Source organism: Lacticaseibacillus zhaodongensis (assembly GCF_009687905.1).
Taxonomy (GTDB): Bacteria; Bacillota; Bacilli; order Lactobacillales; family Lactobacillaceae; genus Lacticaseibacillus; species Lacticaseibacillus zhaodongensis.
Map to the genome: position 1 here is coordinate 1 of NZ_BLBG01000003.1, position 18,227 is coordinate 18,227.

At 47.2% G+C, this 18,227-nt stretch carries 17 protein-coding genes; 13 read left to right on the forward strand and 4 right to left on the reverse strand.

The genetic code is table 11. The features are described from left to right. From GN107_RS04085 to rplT, 8 genes are all read left to right on the forward strand, one after another. Positions 1–563 (forward strand): ThiF family adenylyltransferase (locus GN107_RS04085; protein ID WP_230678557.1); only part of this gene is annotated, 563 nt, incomplete at its 5' end. A 13-nt stretch (positions 564–576) separates the two neighbouring features. Then, on the forward strand, positions 577–2,163 hold the full coding sequence (locus tag GN107_RS04090) for an ATP-binding cassette domain-containing protein (RefSeq protein WP_155286762.1): 1,587 nt from the start codon (positions 577–579) through the stop codon (positions 2,161–2,163). 6 nt (positions 2,164–2,169) lie between these two features. Beyond that, the gene (locus GN107_RS04095; RefSeq protein WP_155286761.1) at positions 2,170–3,759 is read left to right on the forward strand and encodes an ATP-binding cassette domain-containing protein; all 1,590 of its coding nucleotides are present in this window, start codon (positions 2,170–2,172) and stop codon (positions 3,757–3,759) included. A gap of 16 nt (positions 3,760–3,775) precedes the next feature. After that, positions 3,776–6,694, forward strand: a complete 2,919-nt coding sequence (locus GN107_RS04100; protein WP_155286760.1) for a thiopeptide-type bacteriocin biosynthesis protein — start codon at positions 3,776–3,778, stop codon at positions 6,692–6,694. Positions 6,695–7,133: 439 nt separating this feature from the next. Continuing rightward, positions 7,134–7,964, forward strand: a complete 831-nt coding sequence (locus GN107_RS04105) for a YitT family protein (RefSeq protein WP_155286759.1) — start codon at positions 7,134–7,136, stop codon at positions 7,962–7,964. A gap of 202 nt (positions 7,965–8,166) precedes the next feature. Further along, complete coding sequence (infC, locus tag GN107_RS04110) at positions 8,167–8,673, forward strand: translation initiation factor IF-3 (RefSeq protein WP_155286770.1); 507 nt, start codon at positions 8,167–8,169, stop codon at positions 8,671–8,673. A gap of 61 nt (positions 8,674–8,734) precedes the next feature. Further along, positions 8,735–8,932 (forward strand): 50S ribosomal protein L35, encoded by a 198-nt coding sequence (gene rpmI / locus GN107_RS04115; RefSeq protein WP_155286758.1) that lies wholly within the window; start codon positions 8,735–8,737, stop codon positions 8,930–8,932. A 90-nt stretch (positions 8,933–9,022) separates the two neighbouring features. Then, positions 9,023–9,379 carry a 50S ribosomal protein L20 gene (rplT, locus tag GN107_RS04120; RefSeq protein ID WP_155286757.1) on the forward strand — a complete coding sequence of 119 codons (357 nt, stop codon included), beginning with the start codon at positions 9,023–9,025 and terminating at the stop codon, positions 9,377–9,379. A 482-nt stretch (positions 9,380–9,861) separates the two neighbouring features. Here rplT and GN107_RS04125 read toward each other — a convergent pair whose 3' ends face one another. Continuing rightward, entirely contained in the window at positions 9,862–11,043 is a 1,182-nt protein-coding gene (locus tag GN107_RS04125) for an MFS transporter (protein ID WP_155286756.1), read from the reverse strand. A gap of 192 nt (positions 11,044–11,235) precedes the next feature. On the opposite strand from GN107_RS04125, the gene GN107_RS04130 reads away from it, so the two are divergent. Further along, positions 11,236–12,078: a DNA/RNA non-specific endonuclease gene (locus tag GN107_RS04130; RefSeq protein ID WP_155286755.1), complete on the forward strand. Its 843-nt coding sequence runs from the start codon at positions 11,236–11,238 to the stop codon at positions 12,076–12,078. Between the two features lie 81 nt (positions 12,079–12,159). Here GN107_RS04130 and trpX read toward each other — a convergent pair whose 3' ends face one another. Further along, a complete protein-coding gene (trpX, locus tag GN107_RS04135) occupies positions 12,160–13,167 on the reverse strand; it encodes a tryptophan ABC transporter substrate-binding protein (RefSeq protein WP_155286754.1) in 1,008 nt (335 codons plus the stop codon). A gap of 468 nt (positions 13,168–13,635) precedes the next feature. Here trpX and GN107_RS04140 point away from each other — a divergent pair, with 468 nt between their 5' ends. After that, positions 13,636–14,319, forward strand: coding sequence for a DUF4352 domain-containing protein (locus GN107_RS04140; RefSeq protein ID WP_196246258.1), 684 nt, complete (start codon positions 13,636–13,638; stop codon positions 14,317–14,319). Positions 14,320–14,423: 104 nt separating this feature from the next. Here the strand turns inward: GN107_RS04140 and GN107_RS04145 are convergent, their stop codons facing one another. Then, entirely contained in the window at positions 14,424–15,383 is a 960-nt protein-coding gene (locus GN107_RS04145) for an NADP-dependent oxidoreductase (protein WP_155286752.1), read from the reverse strand. A gap of 3 nt (positions 15,384–15,386) precedes the next feature. Beyond that, complete coding sequence (locus tag GN107_RS04150; RefSeq protein ID WP_196246257.1) at positions 15,387–16,034, reverse strand: HAD family hydrolase; 648 nt, start codon at positions 16,032–16,034, stop codon at positions 15,387–15,389. A 201-nt stretch (positions 16,035–16,235) separates the two neighbouring features. On the opposite strand from GN107_RS04150, the gene GN107_RS04155 reads away from it, so the two are divergent. Genes GN107_RS04155 through GN107_RS04165 form a run of 3 tightly spaced genes read left to right on the forward strand, consistent with a single transcriptional unit; the run spans position 16,236 to position 18,226 of the window. Further along, positions 16,236–16,760, forward strand: coding sequence for a YqeG family HAD IIIA-type phosphatase (locus GN107_RS04155; RefSeq protein WP_155286750.1), 525 nt, complete (start codon positions 16,236–16,238; stop codon positions 16,758–16,760). After that, on the forward strand, positions 16,753–17,883 hold the full coding sequence (gene yqeH, locus GN107_RS04160; protein ID WP_155286749.1) for a ribosome biogenesis GTPase YqeH: 1,131 nt from the start codon (positions 16,753–16,755) through the stop codon (positions 17,881–17,883). Before GN107_RS04155 ends, yqeH begins: the two co-directional genes overlap by 8 nt. A 25-nt stretch (positions 17,884–17,908) precedes the next feature. Further along, positions 17,909–18,226, forward strand: coding sequence for a YhbY family RNA-binding protein (locus GN107_RS04165; RefSeq protein ID WP_155286748.1), 318 nt, complete (start codon positions 17,909–17,911; stop codon positions 18,224–18,226). Position 18,227 lies beyond the last annotated feature (1 nt).

The following is an 18,227-nucleotide window of genomic DNA, read 5'->3' on the forward strand; positions in this document are numbered from 1 at the left end:
AACTCACCAACTTCATAGATAACAGGCTTTCATACGCCGGATCGGGCCAGGTGGCTAACTTGTTCTTGCAATTTGCGATCATAAAAAAACGAATCAAGGAGTTAAATAGTTCCGTAAGGGTGATTACTGTCCGTAAATATGTAAGCGCAAACAGTACGGCGAATACGCAGATCTTTGCAGATAGTGACATTGTATTGCAGGCGGCAGACCAACCCAGCGGATTAATTGACCGATATGTTGTTAAAGCAGCAGTCGCAGCAAATGTGGCAGTCTTATTGGTGCACAATGGTTCCGTTGGTCCTTTGTTTACCTCTGAGCGTGGAGGCAGTTTTGACCAGTTTGAAGAGTATTTGCAGAAAGAATCAGCTGGTCTATATTTAAAGTTGATTGAAAATAGGTCTGAAAATAACCGAACTGCGTTTCCAACGATTGCTCATGGTATTCTTGGGCTGACTGAGTACGTTTGTGATGTAATTTTGGCTTTCCTCGCAACAGGTAGATTTAAAGACCTTGAGAAGGCCTATTACGATCAAAGAAGCGGGAGCTTAATAGGTTATCTGTAGGGAAGTGTTCAAATTGTTCAAAGACAAAATTAGTAGATTGTTCGAAAGAAAGACGCTTGTGCTGATTTATTTGTCCAGAGCTGTTCTGGCGGGCTTTAATGTTGCAATTTCTGTAATGATTCAAATATCGCTTACCCAGAGTTTGCAACACGAATTTCAGCAACTTGTAGTCAGTGTTTTACTAATGATGTTGGCAGCCATCTTGTATTTGTGCGTGTATTATGCATCTGCTAAGCTTCTTGAGTCAGCAAAACGCCAAATGAATGTCAGTCTCGCGAAGGGAGTTGCGTTAGAGTATCTTTCTAACGGAGGTACGGCTGAGTTAACGAAGGGTCATGCAACGAATCTACTAATGCAAGATTCACAAAATGTTGTCCAATACTTTCAGTACGCATTGTTGCCGTTAGTAGATTTTGTCCTAACCGTTTTTTTTGGTGTGATGTATGTAGGAAATCAGTCCTTGACGATGTTACTGGCTTTTGTAATGTTTGGTATTGTGATTGGTTCTGTGAGTTCAGAGATTTATCGCTATCAGAAACAAAGACAAGAATTTATCATGAAGATTGATGATCATCACAAAACCTTTTTCGAACAAGTCGTAAAAATGGCACCTGTTATTAGAAATTTAAGGGTGCTTTCTTATATCCTTAATCTACATTCAAATTTTTTTAGCAGAAAGGAGAAGAAACTACGCTCATATTCCATTAATTCCGGAATTATTTCTGGGTTGTTTACAGGTGGTGTCTATCTGGCTGAGGTAGCTGTTCTGGCTGTCGGATATATCATGGTCCGCCAAAAAGCGTTGGAAATACCTGGAATGTTAGGAGCTTGGAACGCAGGCGTTGGATCAATTCTGTGGCCGATGATTTCCCTACCGTCAATCGTTGAATATTTCGTGAAGGAACGGATTTCAGCGAAAAGACTTTTTAAAAATATCGGGGATAATTCGGACTTTCAGGTTAACGTAAAAGAAGATTTAAGGCGTATTAAGGGCGATGTGGACTTGTCCCTAGAAAAGGTTAATTATGTATACCCAGGGTCGACAGAGAAAGTTTTAAATAATATTAGCTTTTCGATTCCAAGCTCGGGTTTTACTTTTGTCCTAGGTACAAACGGCGTGGGGAAAACGACGCTTCTAAATATAGTTCTGGGAAATTTGAAACCCACTGCCGGTGAAGTATACGTTACTAATGGTGTAGCTAAAGACCATGCCCAGCCATACGCTGCGTTTGTCCCTCAAAAAAATATTGTAACTTATGATACCCTACGAAATAACTTGGTCTTTGGGAAAAATATTGAAGATAAAAAAGTTAAGGCCGCCCTCAAAAGTGTAAATTTAAGTGAATATTCGACAGATCTCAATCAAAAAATTTCCCCTGAAACTTTGTCTGGGGGACAGATGCGAAGAATCGGAGTTGCTAGAGCGCTGTTGAGTGATCAGCCCTTTATTCTATTAGATGAGCCTTTCTCAGATATTGACACGGTAAGCAAGAAAGAAGTGCTTACTGCTTTACGAGCGGCAGCCGTTCACAGAGGTATTGTTGTAGTTACACACACGACAGACATGATACGGTCCGACGATCAGATATTAAGCTGGTGAAAAATTATGAAAGATTTCAATGGCTCGTGGAAATTTTTGATTTCTAAAACAACCGTTTTAGCATGGGTATTGGCCGCGATCTTGAGTGTTTTGGAGTTTATAGTTGCTTTAACTGTGGGCAACATCACAGGTAAACATGGTTTAATGAGGAGTCTCGTTTTCTTGCTGGTGTTGGGTTTGCTAATTTTTACGGGAAGAACAGTTGTTGCCTATATTCAATATTACTTCAGTGCAAAAAAAGAGCAGGAACTTCAAGAAAGAGTAATAACTGACCTAATAGACACGTCGGAAGCAAATGTTGATTTGAAAGCAGAATTACATTATTTGACTACAGAGGCTAGAGCAGCTTCAAAAACCTATCTTAACAATATGACAGACGTTATTGTTGGCTTGTTTTCATTTGGAGCAGCAATTGCATATGGATTCACGATATCGCGGACTCTGACGCTTTTAATGCTTTTTCTATGTTGTGTCGGTATTTTTGTTCCTAGATATACAGCAAAAGTCTACCAAGTTAAGCAAAAGGCAATGCAAGAAAAAAGCACTACTGCACAGGATTATTTTATAAACTTTATGGATGGCAAAAGTGTTTTTAAAGCATTTGGTGCAAGAAGGTATGCAATTGAATATTTTACTGAAAAGTATTCAGAATCTGCTGATGCACAGTACGAGGCTGGAATTAGTAAGGCGAAGATTGAAACACTTGGGATGGCTTCCGGCTTCCTTTTTGATATTGCCATTTTGGGAGTGGAGCTACTGTTCGTGGGGTTAGGACGCATCTCAATCTTTCAATACGCTGCATTGGCGATTTTAACACCGAATTATACTTGGCTTTTTTACACATTTCCGTCAACTTTTGCCGGATTGATCGAAGGATTAACTCCAGCTGCTAGGATTGTTAATACTATTAAGAAAGCTAAAGTTCAAACTGCATTAGAAATTAAAACAGCACCTGCGACTAGTTTGTCTGTAAATAATGTTTCCTTTGGCTATTCGAATGCAAAACCGATGGTTCTAAAGAGAGTCAGTTTTAAATTGAATGCTCTTCAAAATGAGAAGTTAATGATTGTTGGGCCAAGTGGAGGCGGAAAGACAACTTTACTCAAATTGATTTTAGGTGAGTATATGCCCTCTGGTGGTTCAATCACAATTGGATTGGGCGAAGAGAAAAAACGGAATCTGACGCGTTATGATTCTGCGTATGTTCCACAGAGCAATGTGCTGATTCCAGCAAGTTTACGGAATAACATTTTGTTGGGTAGAAAGGTTTCTGAAGATGAATACCTGCACGTATTGACGGAGGTGGGGCTGGTCGATCTGGTTGCACAGATTCATACTCGAGGTAGAGATGATGACGATTTAACAGATGTTTCAGCCGGTCAAGTGCAAAAAATTGGAATTGCGAGAGCATTGATAAGCAATCGTTCGTTTCTGCTGATGGACGAGCCCTTTGCCAATCTTGACATTCAATCCAGAGAGAATTTATCCAATACCCTCAAAGAGCTAAAGCATTCTGTAATTGTGGTTTCACATCAATATGGTTTTAGTCAATTTTGGACGGTGAAGTACACACTATCAAATGGGTATTTAAGGTGAGCGGGGGTCATTTAGTATGAACGATAAATTGGATATCATTGAGGGCACATCGTATGGTCGCGCAGCAGGAATCTCATTTTGTGAATATCGAGAGTTATCTGAGATGCTGGAAAGCGCCACTGAGTTCAAAGCTTTTGGAACAACCAAAACAGGCCGCAAATTTATGGGTAAGCTTGCTTCGTCTAATCCTAATTTATATATTGCGTTACTGAATGATAACCATATTAGTGACAAAATGCGTCTTGCCATCAAAAAATATCTACTGAGAATGTGTACGAGAGCTACACCTTTTGGAGAATTAGCTTCGGTATTTGACGAAGGAAGTGTAGACAAAACTCAGTATGATATCGATGGCGATTGGTACACAAAAGTTTTGGAAAGAATAAATCTTGCGGAGGCAATTGCTGATGATGTCATACTCCTTTATCGAAACGGTAATTTTGTCTACTATGCTCCTGATATCGCTGTTGATTTCGGTGAGGAGGGGCAAACCAGCATCCGATTGGTTAGTACTGACAGCTTGCTAAAGATGATGGGAAAATCTCTTGAAAAGCCCTTAAACTTCACTGAAACCAAAATTAAATTTAATGACACCCTTGATGGAAGCTTAACTGACGGTCAAATGATCAGCCTGTTGCTGCATCTTATAGATATTGACTTATTGTGCTGGCAGTTGAACTCCAAAAAGACGCGGTTGTACGAAAAGTTGACTGAAGTAGCTAGGTATTTGCCCGTTTCAGATGCTGGGAGGGTTGGCGTTGTTGTTACGAAACTGCGCAAAGTAAACTCCCTGGGGGCATGTTCCTCATTTGATATTGTAAACATTGTAGACAACATGAACCAAATTGAAAAAGTTCGTAACCCATTGATGACTATTAGCGCGGTGAAGTCACCACTTAAAAATGTCGAAGTTACTAATGCCCGAGAATCCGTAAATAAGGCGGCTTCAGATTTAAACAGACTTACTCCATACGTTGGTATGAATTTTGTTCAGCAGAGGGTATCGATGGAAGTATTTAACAAATTCGGTGCAAATGCTTGCGTTCCATTGTCGGAGGTCATGTCTATAATTCAAGAAGAAGGATTCGAACAGGATTCAACTAATAAACTAAAGGACATCTTAAAAGAGGTCTTACTATCCATTTCTTTAGAAGGCAGAACGAACGAAGTACTAGATCTGAAAGCCATTAGATTTGTGAACAGGACACTGGAACTTATTGAAAAGAAGAAAATGTTTGGTACTCGTGTTCCATTTCAGAACAGGTTTGAACTTTTACTAACTGGTGTCTCTGGCAGGAATGATTCTTGGTCGATATCTCCCTCAATTGGAGTTGATGGGAATGGCCGATATGGAGGACGCTTTTTTGATGTCTTTTCAGGCACAAAGCAACAGGACTTTAAAAGGGCAGTTGCGAACGACGGAGACCAAGAGATTGAAATTGTTGATCTTGTGTCGGATTTTTCTAGCCATTCTGCAGTCAACGTGATCCCCAAAAATTCGTATCGAGGCCGAGCCATATCGTTAAATGAAGTTAGCACATTTGAGGACACGTTACGTCCGGATAGTTTAAAGGTTCATGTTGATTCTAAGACAGACTATCCATATTTATCTGATGGCAAGAATGTTATTAGTGTGCAGACTGTGAGCATGATTTATCCACCCTTGGGTGGAAAGCTATATTCTACGATCGACTATATTTCAAGGGTACCAACGTTGGTCGAAGTCTTGAACTTCATCAAGGAGGCTGTTCTAGATCTTGACAGAGCAATTGAAGTGTCATACGGGGGATTCACAATTTTTCCACCTATGATCAGGGCCATTCGTTTCAAGGATATGGCGTCTAACGTTGATGGAACTCAATTGTACACTCAACTTGAACAGGCTGGGGTAGTCAATGGGGGAATGGTCACAGTTTCAAGGTATGATGACGCAATGGTGGTTGATGTCAGAACCGAGTTTGGATGGAACATTGTGGTAAAAGAAATGAAAAATATCGAAGGACTGGTCTTCGTACGACCATCCAATGCTTATGTGGAAAGTTTGAATCGGCGAGATAACACTCATGCAGTAGAATTATTATGTTCCTTCGATTCATCTCGTCGGATGTATGAGCAAGATCTGACTCCGGTACGTGCTTGGAAAAACGATAATAATCTCAATATCTTCAATTCATTAGTCGTATATTACCAGATTGATGTTCCAAAATTTCTGGAGGACCATTTTTTACAAAGCCATTTGCAATCTTGGCGACAGTCTTTAGGAGAAGAGTACACTGGCCATATCCAGCTCGTTCGATACGCTGAACTGAGCAATGAGTTACGGCTTCGTATCTTTACGAAACACAGAGTAGGTGCTGCTACTATTAAACAGTGGACACGTGAGTTAGAATCATTACCGCATGTTAATGCGGTGAGACTGTGTGAATATCAACGGGAAGTGTGCCGGTATGGTGGTATAAACTCACTCAGACTTTATGAGGAATTGTCGTGCGTGGAAACGGGTCTGATTATGGATATAATGTCCATAAAAGTCTCACCCAACGTGATGGATGGTACCGTGTCCTGGATGCTATTCCAAATTTGGAAACTGTTGGGGGGACGGCATTCTTTGAGTGAAGAGTCTGAAAGAATTACACGAGATAAGAAAAAAATTTGGGAGTCACAATTCCGCGTACAAAGCAAAAAAATGGAAGAGATCTACAACGATATTATGTGTAATCGTTCTAAAGTGCAGCTTCAGATATCACGCTGGATTGGTGCGCTTTATAGATATGTGGCAAGCTTGGGAGATAAAAACTACGAGGAAAAATATGAAATTTGTCGAAGCTTAGGACACATGCTTTGTAATCGCGCTTATGGTGTTGAGCATGATAAAGAGATGCAGGCATATTTACGTTCACAAAAGCTTTTGAATTGGTTTACACACATAAATTAGCTTCCAATAGTTTCCAATCCTAATTTAGTGGATGGTAAGTTGATAATGAAATAACACTCTGCCAATTCCACACCAAATGTTACCATTCCACCGTTTAAGCTGGTATTACAATAGTTAATTCAACTACCGCAAAAAATGTTCGCAGATATGCGAAGCATGTTTGCGGCCGTTTTTGTAACATTGATTTTTCTTTTTGTGAGAATGGCATCTTCAATGGGGAACTGTTGGGTACTTACTAAGATGCTCCGGCTTTTTTGAATGATCAGGGTTAGTATTGTGGCGTACCCTTTGGTGATTGTGAGACGAAAATAGAGGCGAAGTACTTTGATTTTTGAATCTTTATGCCTAAAACTAACGGAAATTTTGTTCCGGGTACATACTGTGATATTCTTATATTGAAAGTAATTGGCCGCTTATAACCGCCATGGAGGTGGACCCCATGCACACAGTTAGAACTAAGTCGTGGCTCAAGCTCGTTTTCATCACCGCGGCTTTAGCAATCATTGCTCTGAGCATTAATAATTTCTTCGCCCCCCACGGTGTTGCCGCGGGTGGTGCGACCGGTTTAGCCATTATCGTTCAGGAAGTGGCCGGTGTGCCGACCTATGTGAGCACACTGGTGATCAACATCATTATGCTCATTCTGGCGTGGCTGCTGCTTTCGCGCGCCACGACTGCCCGCATTCTCTATGGTAGTTTCATGCTGCCGGTACTGATGGCCATTTTGCCCAGCAGCAAAATTGTCGCCGACCGCACCCTAGCAATCATGGTGGGGAGCGTGACGATGGCAGTCGGGTTCACGATGCTCTACGCCGTCGACGCATCTAGTGGGGGCACCACCGTCCCGCCGTTGATTTTCAAGAAGTATTTTGGCCTGAAACCTGCGACCGGTTTGCTGCTTGTTGATGTGGCCGTGTCGCTGCTCAACATCCCCGTTTCGGGTCTAGAAGCCTTCATCCTGGCCGTGTTCTCGCTGGTGATTACTAACGTGGCGATGAATTACATTCAGACCGGGCTCGACCGACGGCTGCTCGTGCATGTGTTCAGCTCGGAGCAGCTTGACGCAATCAAGACGGCGCTGCGCAAATCATTGGGTGGCGATGTGCAGGCCGTGCTTATTTCCGGGACCGAGGGCAACTGGGGCCACGATATGCTGATGGTGGTGGTTGACCAACCTTATTACAAAGCTGCGGTCAACATCATTCATGGCATTGATAGTCATGCGCTGATTATTGCTGGTGAGGTCGCCGAAGTCCAAACTGGCAAATGAAACTACTTGACAGGCACACTCTTTCTACGGTAAACTGTTCAAGTTGAGAAAAAGCAGAAGTTCCCGCTTCTCGCCTAAGTCGCTAGACCGCTAGGCTAATTACGTACGGATATAACGTGGTGGCGGGGTTTTGAACTCTGCCACCACTTTTTGCTTTCTCACGGATTAAATCTGGAGGTGAACAACCATAGCAAAAGATATGATGGTCAACGATGGGATTCGCGCTCGCGAAGTGCGACTGATTGCTGCCAACGGTGATCAGCTCGGTATCAAGAGCACACGCGATGCCATTGCCCTTGCAGAAGCCGACAACTTGGATGTAGTCCTTGTTGCGCCGAATGCCAAGCCGCCTGTCGCCCGCGTCATGGATTACGGTAAATACCGTTTCGAGCTTCAGAAGAAGCAACGCGACGCTCGGAAGAAGCAGAAAACCGTCAATATTAAGGAAGTCCGTCTCAGTCCTACGATTGAAGACAACGATTTCCAAACCAAGCTTGCAAATGCCGTTAAGTTCCTGGGCAAGGGTGCCAAAGTTAAGGCATCCGTTCGGTTCCGCGGCCGTGCAATTACGCACAAAGAGATTGGTCAGAAGGTACTCCTCAAGCTTGCTGATGCCACTAAGGACATCGCAAACGTTGAGTCAGCACCAAAGATGGACGGACGGAGCATGTTCTTGCTTCTGTCCCCTAAGGCTGAAGAGAAAAATTAGTCAGCACTACAAAATAGCGGATGCTGTTGTGTCCGGATAAAAGTTCTAGGAGGAAATAATTATGCCTAAGTTCAAGACCCACCGTGCTTCCGCAAAGCGTTTCAAGCTCACTGCTAGTGGTCAGCTCAAGCGCGGCCACGCTTACACTTCACACCGTTTCCACGGTAAGACCAAGAAGCAGCGTCGTCAGCTTCGTAAGTCCGGTGTAGTTCACTCAACGGTAGTTCGTAACTACCGCAAGATGCTACCTTACCTGTAGTAATCGCTGCGGCGATAACTAATCTAGGCGTCCGGCGCATTCCGCCGCGACTCGCCACAACGTTTTTTCTAATTCTAGGAGGTTTTTACTATGCCACGTGTTAAGGGTGGAACTGTTACTCGCAAACGTCGTAAGAAGGTCATGAAGCTCGTTAAGGGCTACCGTGGCTCTAAGCACCGTCTTTTCAAGGCCGCACACACACAGCTGATGGTTTCATACCGTTACGCTTTCCGCGACCGTCGCGCTAAGAAGCGTTCATACCGCTCACTCTGGATTGCGCGGATCAACGCAGCAGCCCGTCTGAACGACATTTCCTACAGCAAGTTGATGCACGGTCTGAAGCTGGCCGGTATCGACATGAACCGCAAGATGCTCGCTGACCTCGCTGTTAGTGATGCAGATGCATTCAGCAAGCTTGCTGAAACCGCTAAGAAAGCTAACGCTTAAATAGCAAATCAAGGTCCGTCCTTTCGGGGGCGGGCTTTTTTTGTACACAGAGCGGAGGGAGACGGTTTGAAGCTGAGCATTTGCGTACTCTGGGAGAAATGCCGGGCTTTGGCATTACTTCCAGAGTGTGCAAAGCGCAGGCTTCAGTCTCACGCAGCTCGACTATGAAACAGAGCGAAGGACCGCGGCCAGAAGCTGAGCATTTGCGTATTCTGGGAATAAGGCCGGTGTTTGGCATTACTTCCGGAGTGTGCAAAGCGCAAGCTTCATTCCTGCGCAGCTCGACTAAGAATTTGAACTGAAAGTGCTTTGTAATCATTTTTCACAATCCACAAGATACTTGCGGGCGTGAATCAAACCAATTTATCGTGCATGAGTGAACTCAATTTTTCTCCCTTTTGCTTGCCTGCCAAATCCAAATCAATAAATAAACAAAACGGCTGCCAAATCAATGACAGCCGTTTTGTGTGGTGCAACGAATTCTATGCTTCTAAATCTGTGGTTTTACCCATGTGAATTGTGTAGCTTAGGCCGTAAGAAATGGCCAGAATCACGATGACAACGGTGTAGGGAATGTGGTAGTTGAGATCCAGCAGGCTGCCGGCCATCAGCGGCCCCGCAATGTTGCCGATACTGGTGAGGGACAAGTTCAAACCGTTGATTGCGCCCTGCATATCGGCATTTTGGCGGGTAAGTAGAGTGGTGATGGCTGGCCGCAGTAAATCAAAGGCGGTGCAGACAATCAAGGTTGCGACCATGACCTGCCATTTTGCGTGGGTCAGCATGATCCACCCGATGGCCAGAAAGCTGAACAGGAAGGTGTAACGAATCACCTTCATTTCCCCTAACCACAACACGATGCGGTCGAAGAAGACCACCTGCAAAACCAAGGAGAAGATTCCGTTCAGGGTGAGCACGAGGGCGATGTCGCCAAGACTGAACTTGAAGACCTCGTTGACAAAAATGCTGTAGATACTCTCAAAGCCTTGCAATCCAAATGAAGAAACGAGAATCAAGATGAAGAGCATCAGTAGGGGTCCGGACAAAAGCTCCCGCCAGTTCGTGCGCGTGGTTCCTGCAGCGCGCTCCGCGTTAGTGCGCCGCTGCCGGCCGATCCGCGGCAGAAAAAACACGGTAGCGAGGGTTGCGAACAGGCCGAGTAGCGCAGCAATGTAGAAGGGTAACTTGTAATTGAAGCCAGCTAGGATCCCGCCCAAACCGGGACCGAGGATGAGGCCGCCACTCAGGGATGCGGACAATAGGCCGATGACCCGTGCCCGCTGTTTTGAAGTGGTGATATCCGCAGCCATAGCCTGGGCCGTGGGAACGTACATCCCCGCCGCAATCCCGCTGACGATCCGGGACAGGTCAAACATTCCGAGGTGGTTGGTAATGGCGAAGAGCAATTCACCGACCGCGAAAAGAAACAGGCCGCCAATCAGAAGCGGTCGGCGCCCCCAAGTATCCGACAAGTGGCCAACGATAGGTGAAACCACGAATTGCGCAAGTGCAAACAGGGAGGACATGATTCCCATGTCGGTCGCACTGAAGTGGAGTTCATTCTTTAGAAAGGGCATCACTGGAAAAATAAGGCTCATTCCTAAGCAAACAAGAAATTCGCTGAAAACGAGGATGGCAACGGCACGTTTGGTTTCACCTGACATAATTGGACTCCTTCAAATTGACATTCCTACCATGATAGCATTTTTTATCGCGTCAAGATAACGGCGAATTGGTTTTGCGAACTTAATAGCATCGCATTAGCGGTGTAGAGAACACTAGTTTGTAATTTGAAATTGCTGTAGAATAGTTAATCGTAGTGAATACATACAAAATGCTAGAACTGGAGGAGCGATATGCCCAAGAAACGGAAAAAACGCGGGAAGCGCAGTTCGCGTCGCAACAGTCAGTGGGCAGGCGTCATTGCCATCATTTTGGCGGCCGTTTTGTACCTTTATCGTGGTGGTTATCTCAACCAGTGGCTGCAGCCACAGGGGAGCAGTCCCCAGATCAGCGCGCAAAGTAATAGTGATAACGCGCTGGACAAAAATGCCTATGCCAAGCTAGCGCAGCTTGACTTCAAGAGTGGTGATAAGCCGGTTGTGCAGGTCAATGGCGGTAAGAGTACGCTTGATGCGGCCAGTTGGCATTCAGAACGCATTGCATACGGAGACTTGGATCACTTAAACCGGACGACCGTGGACACGGCTTACCTGTCTAACAAGAACTTGGGTAAAAGTGCGGGGCGGCCGTCCCAAGACTGGACGCCTACTGGTTGGCATTACAATCACACCGGTAAGGAAATTTATAATCGGGGCCATTTGATTGCGTACACGGTTACCTTCGACATCAACGCCGACGGACAGTATGAACAGGGGGCCGAGGGGTCATCAGATAATCCGAAAAATTTGGCAACCCAATCGGCCTATTCCAACCAGGTGCTGATGCAAATCTATGAGGAGCAGGTGCGAGAGGCTTTGGCACAAGGCAAGCACTTCATTTATCAAGTTACGACCGTGTTCCGTGGCAGTGAACTCATGCCGCGGGGCTATTGGCTCCAAGGTTTGGCCACTAACGGGAGCGTTAACTTCAACGTCTACATCTTTAACGTGCAACCGGGTTATGACTTTGATTATGCAACTGGGAGTAGTCGGGTCGACCAGAATATGCGGGTCGATGAATCAGGATTAGATAAGTAACAAATCGTTACAAAGCATAAATAAGGCGTAGGACCGCGGTTCTGGCGGCCTACGCCTTATTTTGTAATAATCCAGATGGGTTTACTTGAAGACCTCACCGTCCTTGTTGGCTGCCTTGACGATGTTGTCCGGAATCTTGATGCCGAGGATTTTGGCTTCCTTGGTGTTGATGACGTATTCACCTTTAGTGATGTGCTTGACCGCGTAGTCGCTGGTCTTCTTACCCTTCAGGACCTTAGCAGCCATCTGCCCGGCAACGCGGCCGAGGTTGAACTGGTTGATTGCGTATGCAGCGAGCCCGCCGTCCTTGACCATCGTGTCAGCAGCAGGGATAACGGCGACTTTGGCGCCGTTAGCAACGCCGACGAGGGTCTTCATGGAACTGGCAACGAGGTTATCTTGAGGTGCATAGATGATGTCACATTCTTGGACCATCTGGCCAGCAACCTGTTCCACATCGTTAGTGTTGCTGATGGTGTAGAGCTTGTACTTCAGGCCCGCCTTGGTGACGATTTTGGCGAACTTCTTGGCGTTGTAGTCACCACCGTGATCGCTTGGGCTGTAAATAATTCCAATCCGCTTAGCGTGCGGCTTGATGGCTTTGATGACTGATAGGTCTTTTTCCAGAGGTGCTTCACCAGAGGTACCGGTGATGTTGGCGCCAGGCTTGCTCTCACTCTTGATCAGGCCACTACCAGCAGGATCGGTAATTCCGGCAAGGATGACGGGGGACTTACCGTTGGCCGCGTTGGCTAGTGCCATTGCGGCGGGGGTGGCAATCCCGAAGGTCAGGTCCGTCTTTTCAGAGATGAACTTGTCGCTCATTGATTTGAGGTTGCTTTGGTCAGCCTCAGCGTTGGAGTACTTGATGGTGAGGTTCTTACCCTTGTGGAAACCACCATCAGCGAGGCCCTTAGTGATACCGTCATTAATTTGATCCAATGCTGGGTGCCGCATGAGCTGCAAAACCCCGACGGTGACGTGTTTAGGGGTTGCGGTGGTGTGGGCCTTGCTCTGAGTGCTGTTGAAAGCGAAGGCCCCGACGATAATGACTACTAATGCTGCAATTGCTGCGTAAATCTTCTTCATTTTTGTTCTCCTCGTAAATAATGGCAAAGTTTAATCGAATTTAAGCTACAAAAAAACGGCAAACCGACATGGACGGTTTGCCGTTTCTAGCAATACCGGAGCCCGTCATGGATTTCACCATGCAGACTCCACTGAATGACACCTTGGAAGACCACACGGATACAAACTGTTTGCCAGATTGTATCCGCTCAGGACGAATACAATCGACTACCGCCAGGCCTGCCAAGAAGTGTTTGCGTTGATAAATGTCGATGTTGTCATGATTCGTCTTCCTTTCGTTGATTGATAGGGCAATTATATGAGCTGGAGATGGCAGTGTCAACAGAAAAATTAAAATAACTTTCATTCACTGATCTTGGCTTTATTAAATGCAGGTATCATGATAAGCTATAGATAACAGTCAGAGCTTAGTATTGTCTTATAGTAAAACTTATGAAACCATCACTAATTATGACGGGGGAAATCGATATGCGCCTATTAAAGACCGTAGCAATCCTGACGATGTGTATTCTGCCACTAGCAGCGTGTCGTGACGACGATGATGATAAGGACGAAGCGCGCTTGCAAAGTGAGGTCAGCAGCTTACGCGCGGAGAACGCTGACCTGCGGAGTAAGCTCGCGAATGCGGACAGTCATTCTGAAGACTCAGCGAGCAGCAGTTCTGTTGTTAGTGAATACACTTCAACAACTGACGATGACGACGACGATGATGCAGCCCGCACCTTTGCTCGTTTCGGTGCGCTCCAGGTGACCGTCCGGGACGTAGATAGCGACGACGTGGACAATGAGGAAGAAGATTACACGCCGGTTGAACGCTCGTATCCAGATATTAAGAACTGGCCGGCCGAGTACTTCCGCGGCGAGGTGGCTTATACCATCCACAATGTCTCCGGTAGCACGCTTGATTTACGGACCCTGACCGCTGAACTAACCGATGGTAATGGCCGTAAGTACGAACGGGCAAGTAGTGATACAGCTGCCGCCAACCAGTTTGGCCGTGACAGTCTGGCTCCAGGAGCGAGTGTTGATGGCAAGCTGTACGTGATTGGTAAGCGGAGCGTACGTCTTGACACCTTCAAAATTCACTTTGGTGCCCAGAAAAATAACGCTGGCAAGCAGGTTGGTGCCGGTGGAACGATTGAATATCGTTAATTGTTAAGACCAGATGGCAACTAATTAATTAGAAAATAATTCAAAACGAAATCGCTCGGCGGATTCATAACCCGCCGGGCGATTTCGTTTTGCTAGTATTTTCTTTACAGGTCTCGAACTAGTTGACTTTGTTCAGAGCTGCAGACGATTTTGCCTGCAGCGTGGTGGGTGTCCAGTTCAGCTTGCGCCTGCTGCACACCGGCCAAGGTCATCTGGAAGGTGTCTGCGATGTTGATCCACAGGTCAGCGCGTTCACGCAGCTCATGTAGCATCGCAAAAGCTCCCTGAACATCAGCTGGCCCGTTTTCACCAACAACGTGGTAGCGGGAATCGGCTTGCTGAACGGGCGGAATGGCACTCAGACTGACATACGTGCCCTCAGGCTTGAGCATCCAAGTCCCAGCTCCGGCGTCATTTCCACCGCTTGTGGCGTTGAAAACATAATCACCCTGATCAGCAAAACGCGCTGCCACGTTTTCTTTGTCGTAGTGGGCAACTTGATCTGCGCCAAGTTTCATGACCATGTCGTGGTTTCGGGAGTGGCAGGTTGCAAGTACAGTGAGTCCGTAGTACTTGGCCGCCTGCACCACGATGCTACCGACACTGCCACTGGCGCCTTCAACTACGATGGTCTTGCCGGAACCAGACTGCAGTTTGAGTAATTGAATCGCAGAATAAGCCGCGACTCCAGCTTGGGGCATCGCTGCGCCGACCGTGAACGGGACATCTGATGGGATCGGGGCGACCTTGCTGGTGCTGGCGGTCACGTACTCACTGTAGCCACCGCGCGGCCGGTAGTTGATCACGCGGTCGCCAATTTTGAAATCAGTGACGTCTGCGCCGATGGCCGTGACCGTTCCGGCGACTTCCGTTCCGGGAACGATTGGCATCTGCAAAGGCCGCTCATCCTTGAAGTCACCTTTGCGGAGGCGGACGTCGTATGGATTCAGTCCGAACGCAACGACCTTGATTTGGACTTGATCAGCCTTGGGTTCAGGAATCTCCGCTTCAATTTTGCGGAACACCTCAGGGCTACCGTACTCGTAAAAACCAAAGCGAATCATGATTTAGAATGCCTCCTGTCCAATTGGTGCTAAATCGAGTAGTGTTTCCGGCCGGGTGAGCATGTATTCGGCATCCTCGAAGCGGCTAAGATCGTAAGCTCCCCACGTTGCGAGTGCAAAACTAATGCCGGCGTTGTGGGCGCTTTGCATGTCATAAATGGAGTCGCCAAGGTAGAGGCTCTTATCTTTGGAACTGCCAAGTTGCCGTAACGCGGCTGTGATTGGGTCACCAGCGGGTTTTGGCTTGATGCCCGGCTGAGCGGTCACGATGACGTCAAAGTAATCGTTCAGCCCAAAACGGTTGAACTCGTGCTCCAGTTCCGGCTCATTCTTGGATGTAATGATGCCCATGCGAATACCACGGTGCTGCAGGTGACTCATCGTCTGCCGCATCGTGGCAAACACGCGCACATCGCGCTGCTTTTTGGCCAGCAGTTCCGGCCACAGCTTCTTGACGGCTGCACTCTGATCTGCGGGCAACTTCAGGTCCGCAATCGTCTCTGCACTCGGGATTCCCAAGGAAAAACGCAGTTCCGCGTGGGTGTATGCCCGCCCGGTGACTTGGGCTAAAGCCTCCTGAAGAGATGAAATAATTACATCTTCTGTATCGATGATGGTGCCATCGATATCAAACAAAATTGTTGAAAACATAAGGCTTACCTCCCAATAGTCAAATATTGTAACCGCTTCATTCAGCATACCCTGTTTTGCCGTATTTGCCAAGCTAACCGCGAGATAATCACCTTGTGCGTGAACTAGCTGTGCTGATTGCAAGACAATTATTAAGTTTGTGGAAACATGGGCGCATTTCCTTTATACTGAAGGGATAATTACACGTCAGGAGGCGCCATTTTGGCACTAGTCACACCAACGTGGATGGTGAAGGCCATCTACAATATCCGTCCGGCCACGCTGAAGCGTTTAGGCATTCAGGCTGTGCTTACGGACCTCGATAATACGCTCATTGCCTGGAACAATCCCGAGGGGACCGTTCAACTGCGGCAGTGGTTAGAAGAAATGCATGTAGCCGGCATCACCGTGATGGTGGTGTCTAATAATAGTAACGATCGCGTGGGCAAAGCACTCGCGGGAATGGAACTTCCGTACGTTGCGCGGGCACTGAAGCCGCTACCCGTGGGGATTGCGCGCGCAGTGCACCGGCTCAAGTTAGACCGGCGCGCTTGCATCATGGTTGGGGATCAACTGCTGACGGACATGGTGGCCGGTAATCTGGCCGGTGTTCGCACCGTCTTGGTCAAGCCGCTCATCAGCACTGACCAGTGGAACACCCTACCGAACCGGTTCGTTGAGGGCTTTATCAAGCGACACATGAAGCGGAAGGGAACATTCAAATACATGGAGGACATTGATGACTGAAACTGAGACTGTTGATAACAGCTTGTACTGCATCGGTTGTGGGGCTAAGCTCCAGACGACCGACCCGGATGCGGCCGGTTACCTGCCGGAAAAGAGCCTGCAAAAGGCCCAACAGGAAGGTAAGGATGCGTACTGCAAACGGTGCTTCCGGCTGCGGCATTATAACGAAATCCAACCGGTAGGACTCACCGATGATGATTTCTTACGCTTGCTCAACCTATTAGGTAAGCAGGACGCGCTGATTGTTAACGTTGTGGACATCTTTGACTTTAACGGCAGCCTGATTCCTGGCCTGCACCGTTTTGTTGGTAGCAATCCGGTCCTGCTCGTCGGGAACAAGGCCGATGTTTTGCCGAAGTCACTCAAGCGGACCAGGCTGCGCACGTGGCTGGATCACCAAGCTCATGATAACGGCTTGCACCCAGTTGAAACCATTTTGATGAGTGCCAAGGACAAGGCCGACGTGGCTGAACTCTTGCGTCGCATCGAAAAGTACCGGGAGGGCCGCGACGTTTACTTCGTTGGGGTCACTAACACCGGGAAGTCAACACTCATCAATGCAATTTTGAAACAGACTACCGGGGTTGATGACCTCATCACCACCTCGCGTTTTCCCGGAACGACCCTGGACCAGATTCGTTTGGAACTCGAGGACGGTGCCGGGCTCATTGACACCCCTGGGATCATTTACCGTAAGCAAATGGCGCATTATTTGGACGCCAAGGATTTGCGGCTCGTATCCCCGACGAAGGTCATTCGGCCGCGGACCTACCAACTTAATATGGAGCAAACCCTGTTTTTGGCAGGTCTGGCCCGTCTGGATTACGTCCGGGGACCGCGTGCCGGCTTTACGGCCTACGTGGACAACATGTTGCTGATTCACCGCACTAAGCTCGAGAATGCCGATGACTTTTACGATCGGCAGAAGGGCAAAATGCTACAGCCACCGCGCGCGGACAGCGAGCACGAGTTACCACCGCTCGTTCGCGTTGAGTTCACCCCAACGGAGGATTCCGACATTGTCTTTGCCGGTCTCGGTTGGATCAGTGTGCCTGCGGGTGCTGTTGTTGCCGCGTATGCACCAAAAGGGGTGGACGTTGTGATGCGTCCCGCCATGATTTAGTCAAATAAAGGAGTAATAAAAAAACATGTTAACTGGGAAACAAAAGCGCTTGTTGCGCAGTCGCGGCATGACGCTACGGCCACTGATCAACTTGGGTAAGAACGGTCTCAGTGCCACTTTTGTCCAGGGCGTTGCGGACGCACTGGAAGCACGGGAACTCGTTAAAATCAGTTTATTGCCTGCAGCTGAGGAAACCCCCGCAGAGGTTGGGGCATACCTGAGTGCAAACATCGCAGGGCTTGACGTCGCACAGACGATTGGCCGGACACTGCTTGTCTACAAGCAGGCGGAGAAGAAAGCTAATCGGCACCTGTCCGAGCAAGTGACTGCGCTGGTAAAGTAGC

Excerpts from the sequence above, each read along its gene's own strand:
- GN107_RS04105 (WP_155286759.1), top strand. The coding sequence starts at position 7,134 with ATGCACACAGTTAGAACTAAGTCGTGGCTCAAGCTCGTTTTCATCACC.
- GN107_RS04100 (WP_155286760.1), top strand. The coding sequence starts at position 3,776 with ATGAACGATAAATTGGATATCATTGAGGGCACATCGTATGGTCGCGCA.
- infC (WP_155286770.1), top strand. The coding sequence starts at position 8,167 with ATGGTCAACGATGGGATTCGCGCTCGCGAAGTGCGACTGATTGCTGCC.
- yqeH (WP_155286749.1), top strand. The coding sequence starts at position 16,753 with ATGACTGAAACTGAGACTGTTGATAACAGCTTGTACTGCATCGGTTGT.
- GN107_RS04150 (WP_196246257.1), bottom strand. The coding sequence starts at position 16,034 with ATGTTTTCAACAATTTTGTTTGATATCGATGGCACCATCATCGATACA.
- GN107_RS04130 (WP_155286755.1), top strand. The coding sequence starts at position 11,236 with ATGCCCAAGAAACGGAAAAAACGCGGGAAGCGCAGTTCGCGTCGCAAC.
- trpX (WP_155286754.1), bottom strand. The coding sequence starts at position 13,167 with ATGAAGAAGATTTACGCAGCAATTGCAGCATTAGTAGTCATTATCGTC.
- rplT (WP_155286757.1), top strand. The coding sequence starts at position 9,023 with ATGCCACGTGTTAAGGGTGGAACTGTTACTCGCAAACGTCGTAAGAAG.
- GN107_RS04125 (WP_155286756.1), bottom strand. The coding sequence starts at position 11,043 with ATGTCAGGTGAAACCAAACGTGCCGTTGCCATCCTCGTTTTCAGCGAA.
- GN107_RS04140 (WP_196246258.1), top strand. The coding sequence starts at position 13,636 with ATGCGCCTATTAAAGACCGTAGCAATCCTGACGATGTGTATTCTGCCA.
- GN107_RS04165 (WP_155286748.1), top strand. The coding sequence starts at position 17,909 with ATGTTAACTGGGAAACAAAAGCGCTTGTTGCGCAGTCGCGGCATGACG.
- rpmI (WP_155286758.1), top strand. The coding sequence starts at position 8,735 with ATGCCTAAGTTCAAGACCCACCGTGCTTCCGCAAAGCGTTTCAAGCTC.
- GN107_RS04145 (WP_155286752.1), bottom strand. The coding sequence starts at position 15,383 with ATGATTCGCTTTGGTTTTTACGAGTACGGTAGCCCTGAGGTGTTCCGC.
- GN107_RS04095 (WP_155286761.1), top strand. The coding sequence starts at position 2,170 with ATGAAAGATTTCAATGGCTCGTGGAAATTTTTGATTTCTAAAACAACC.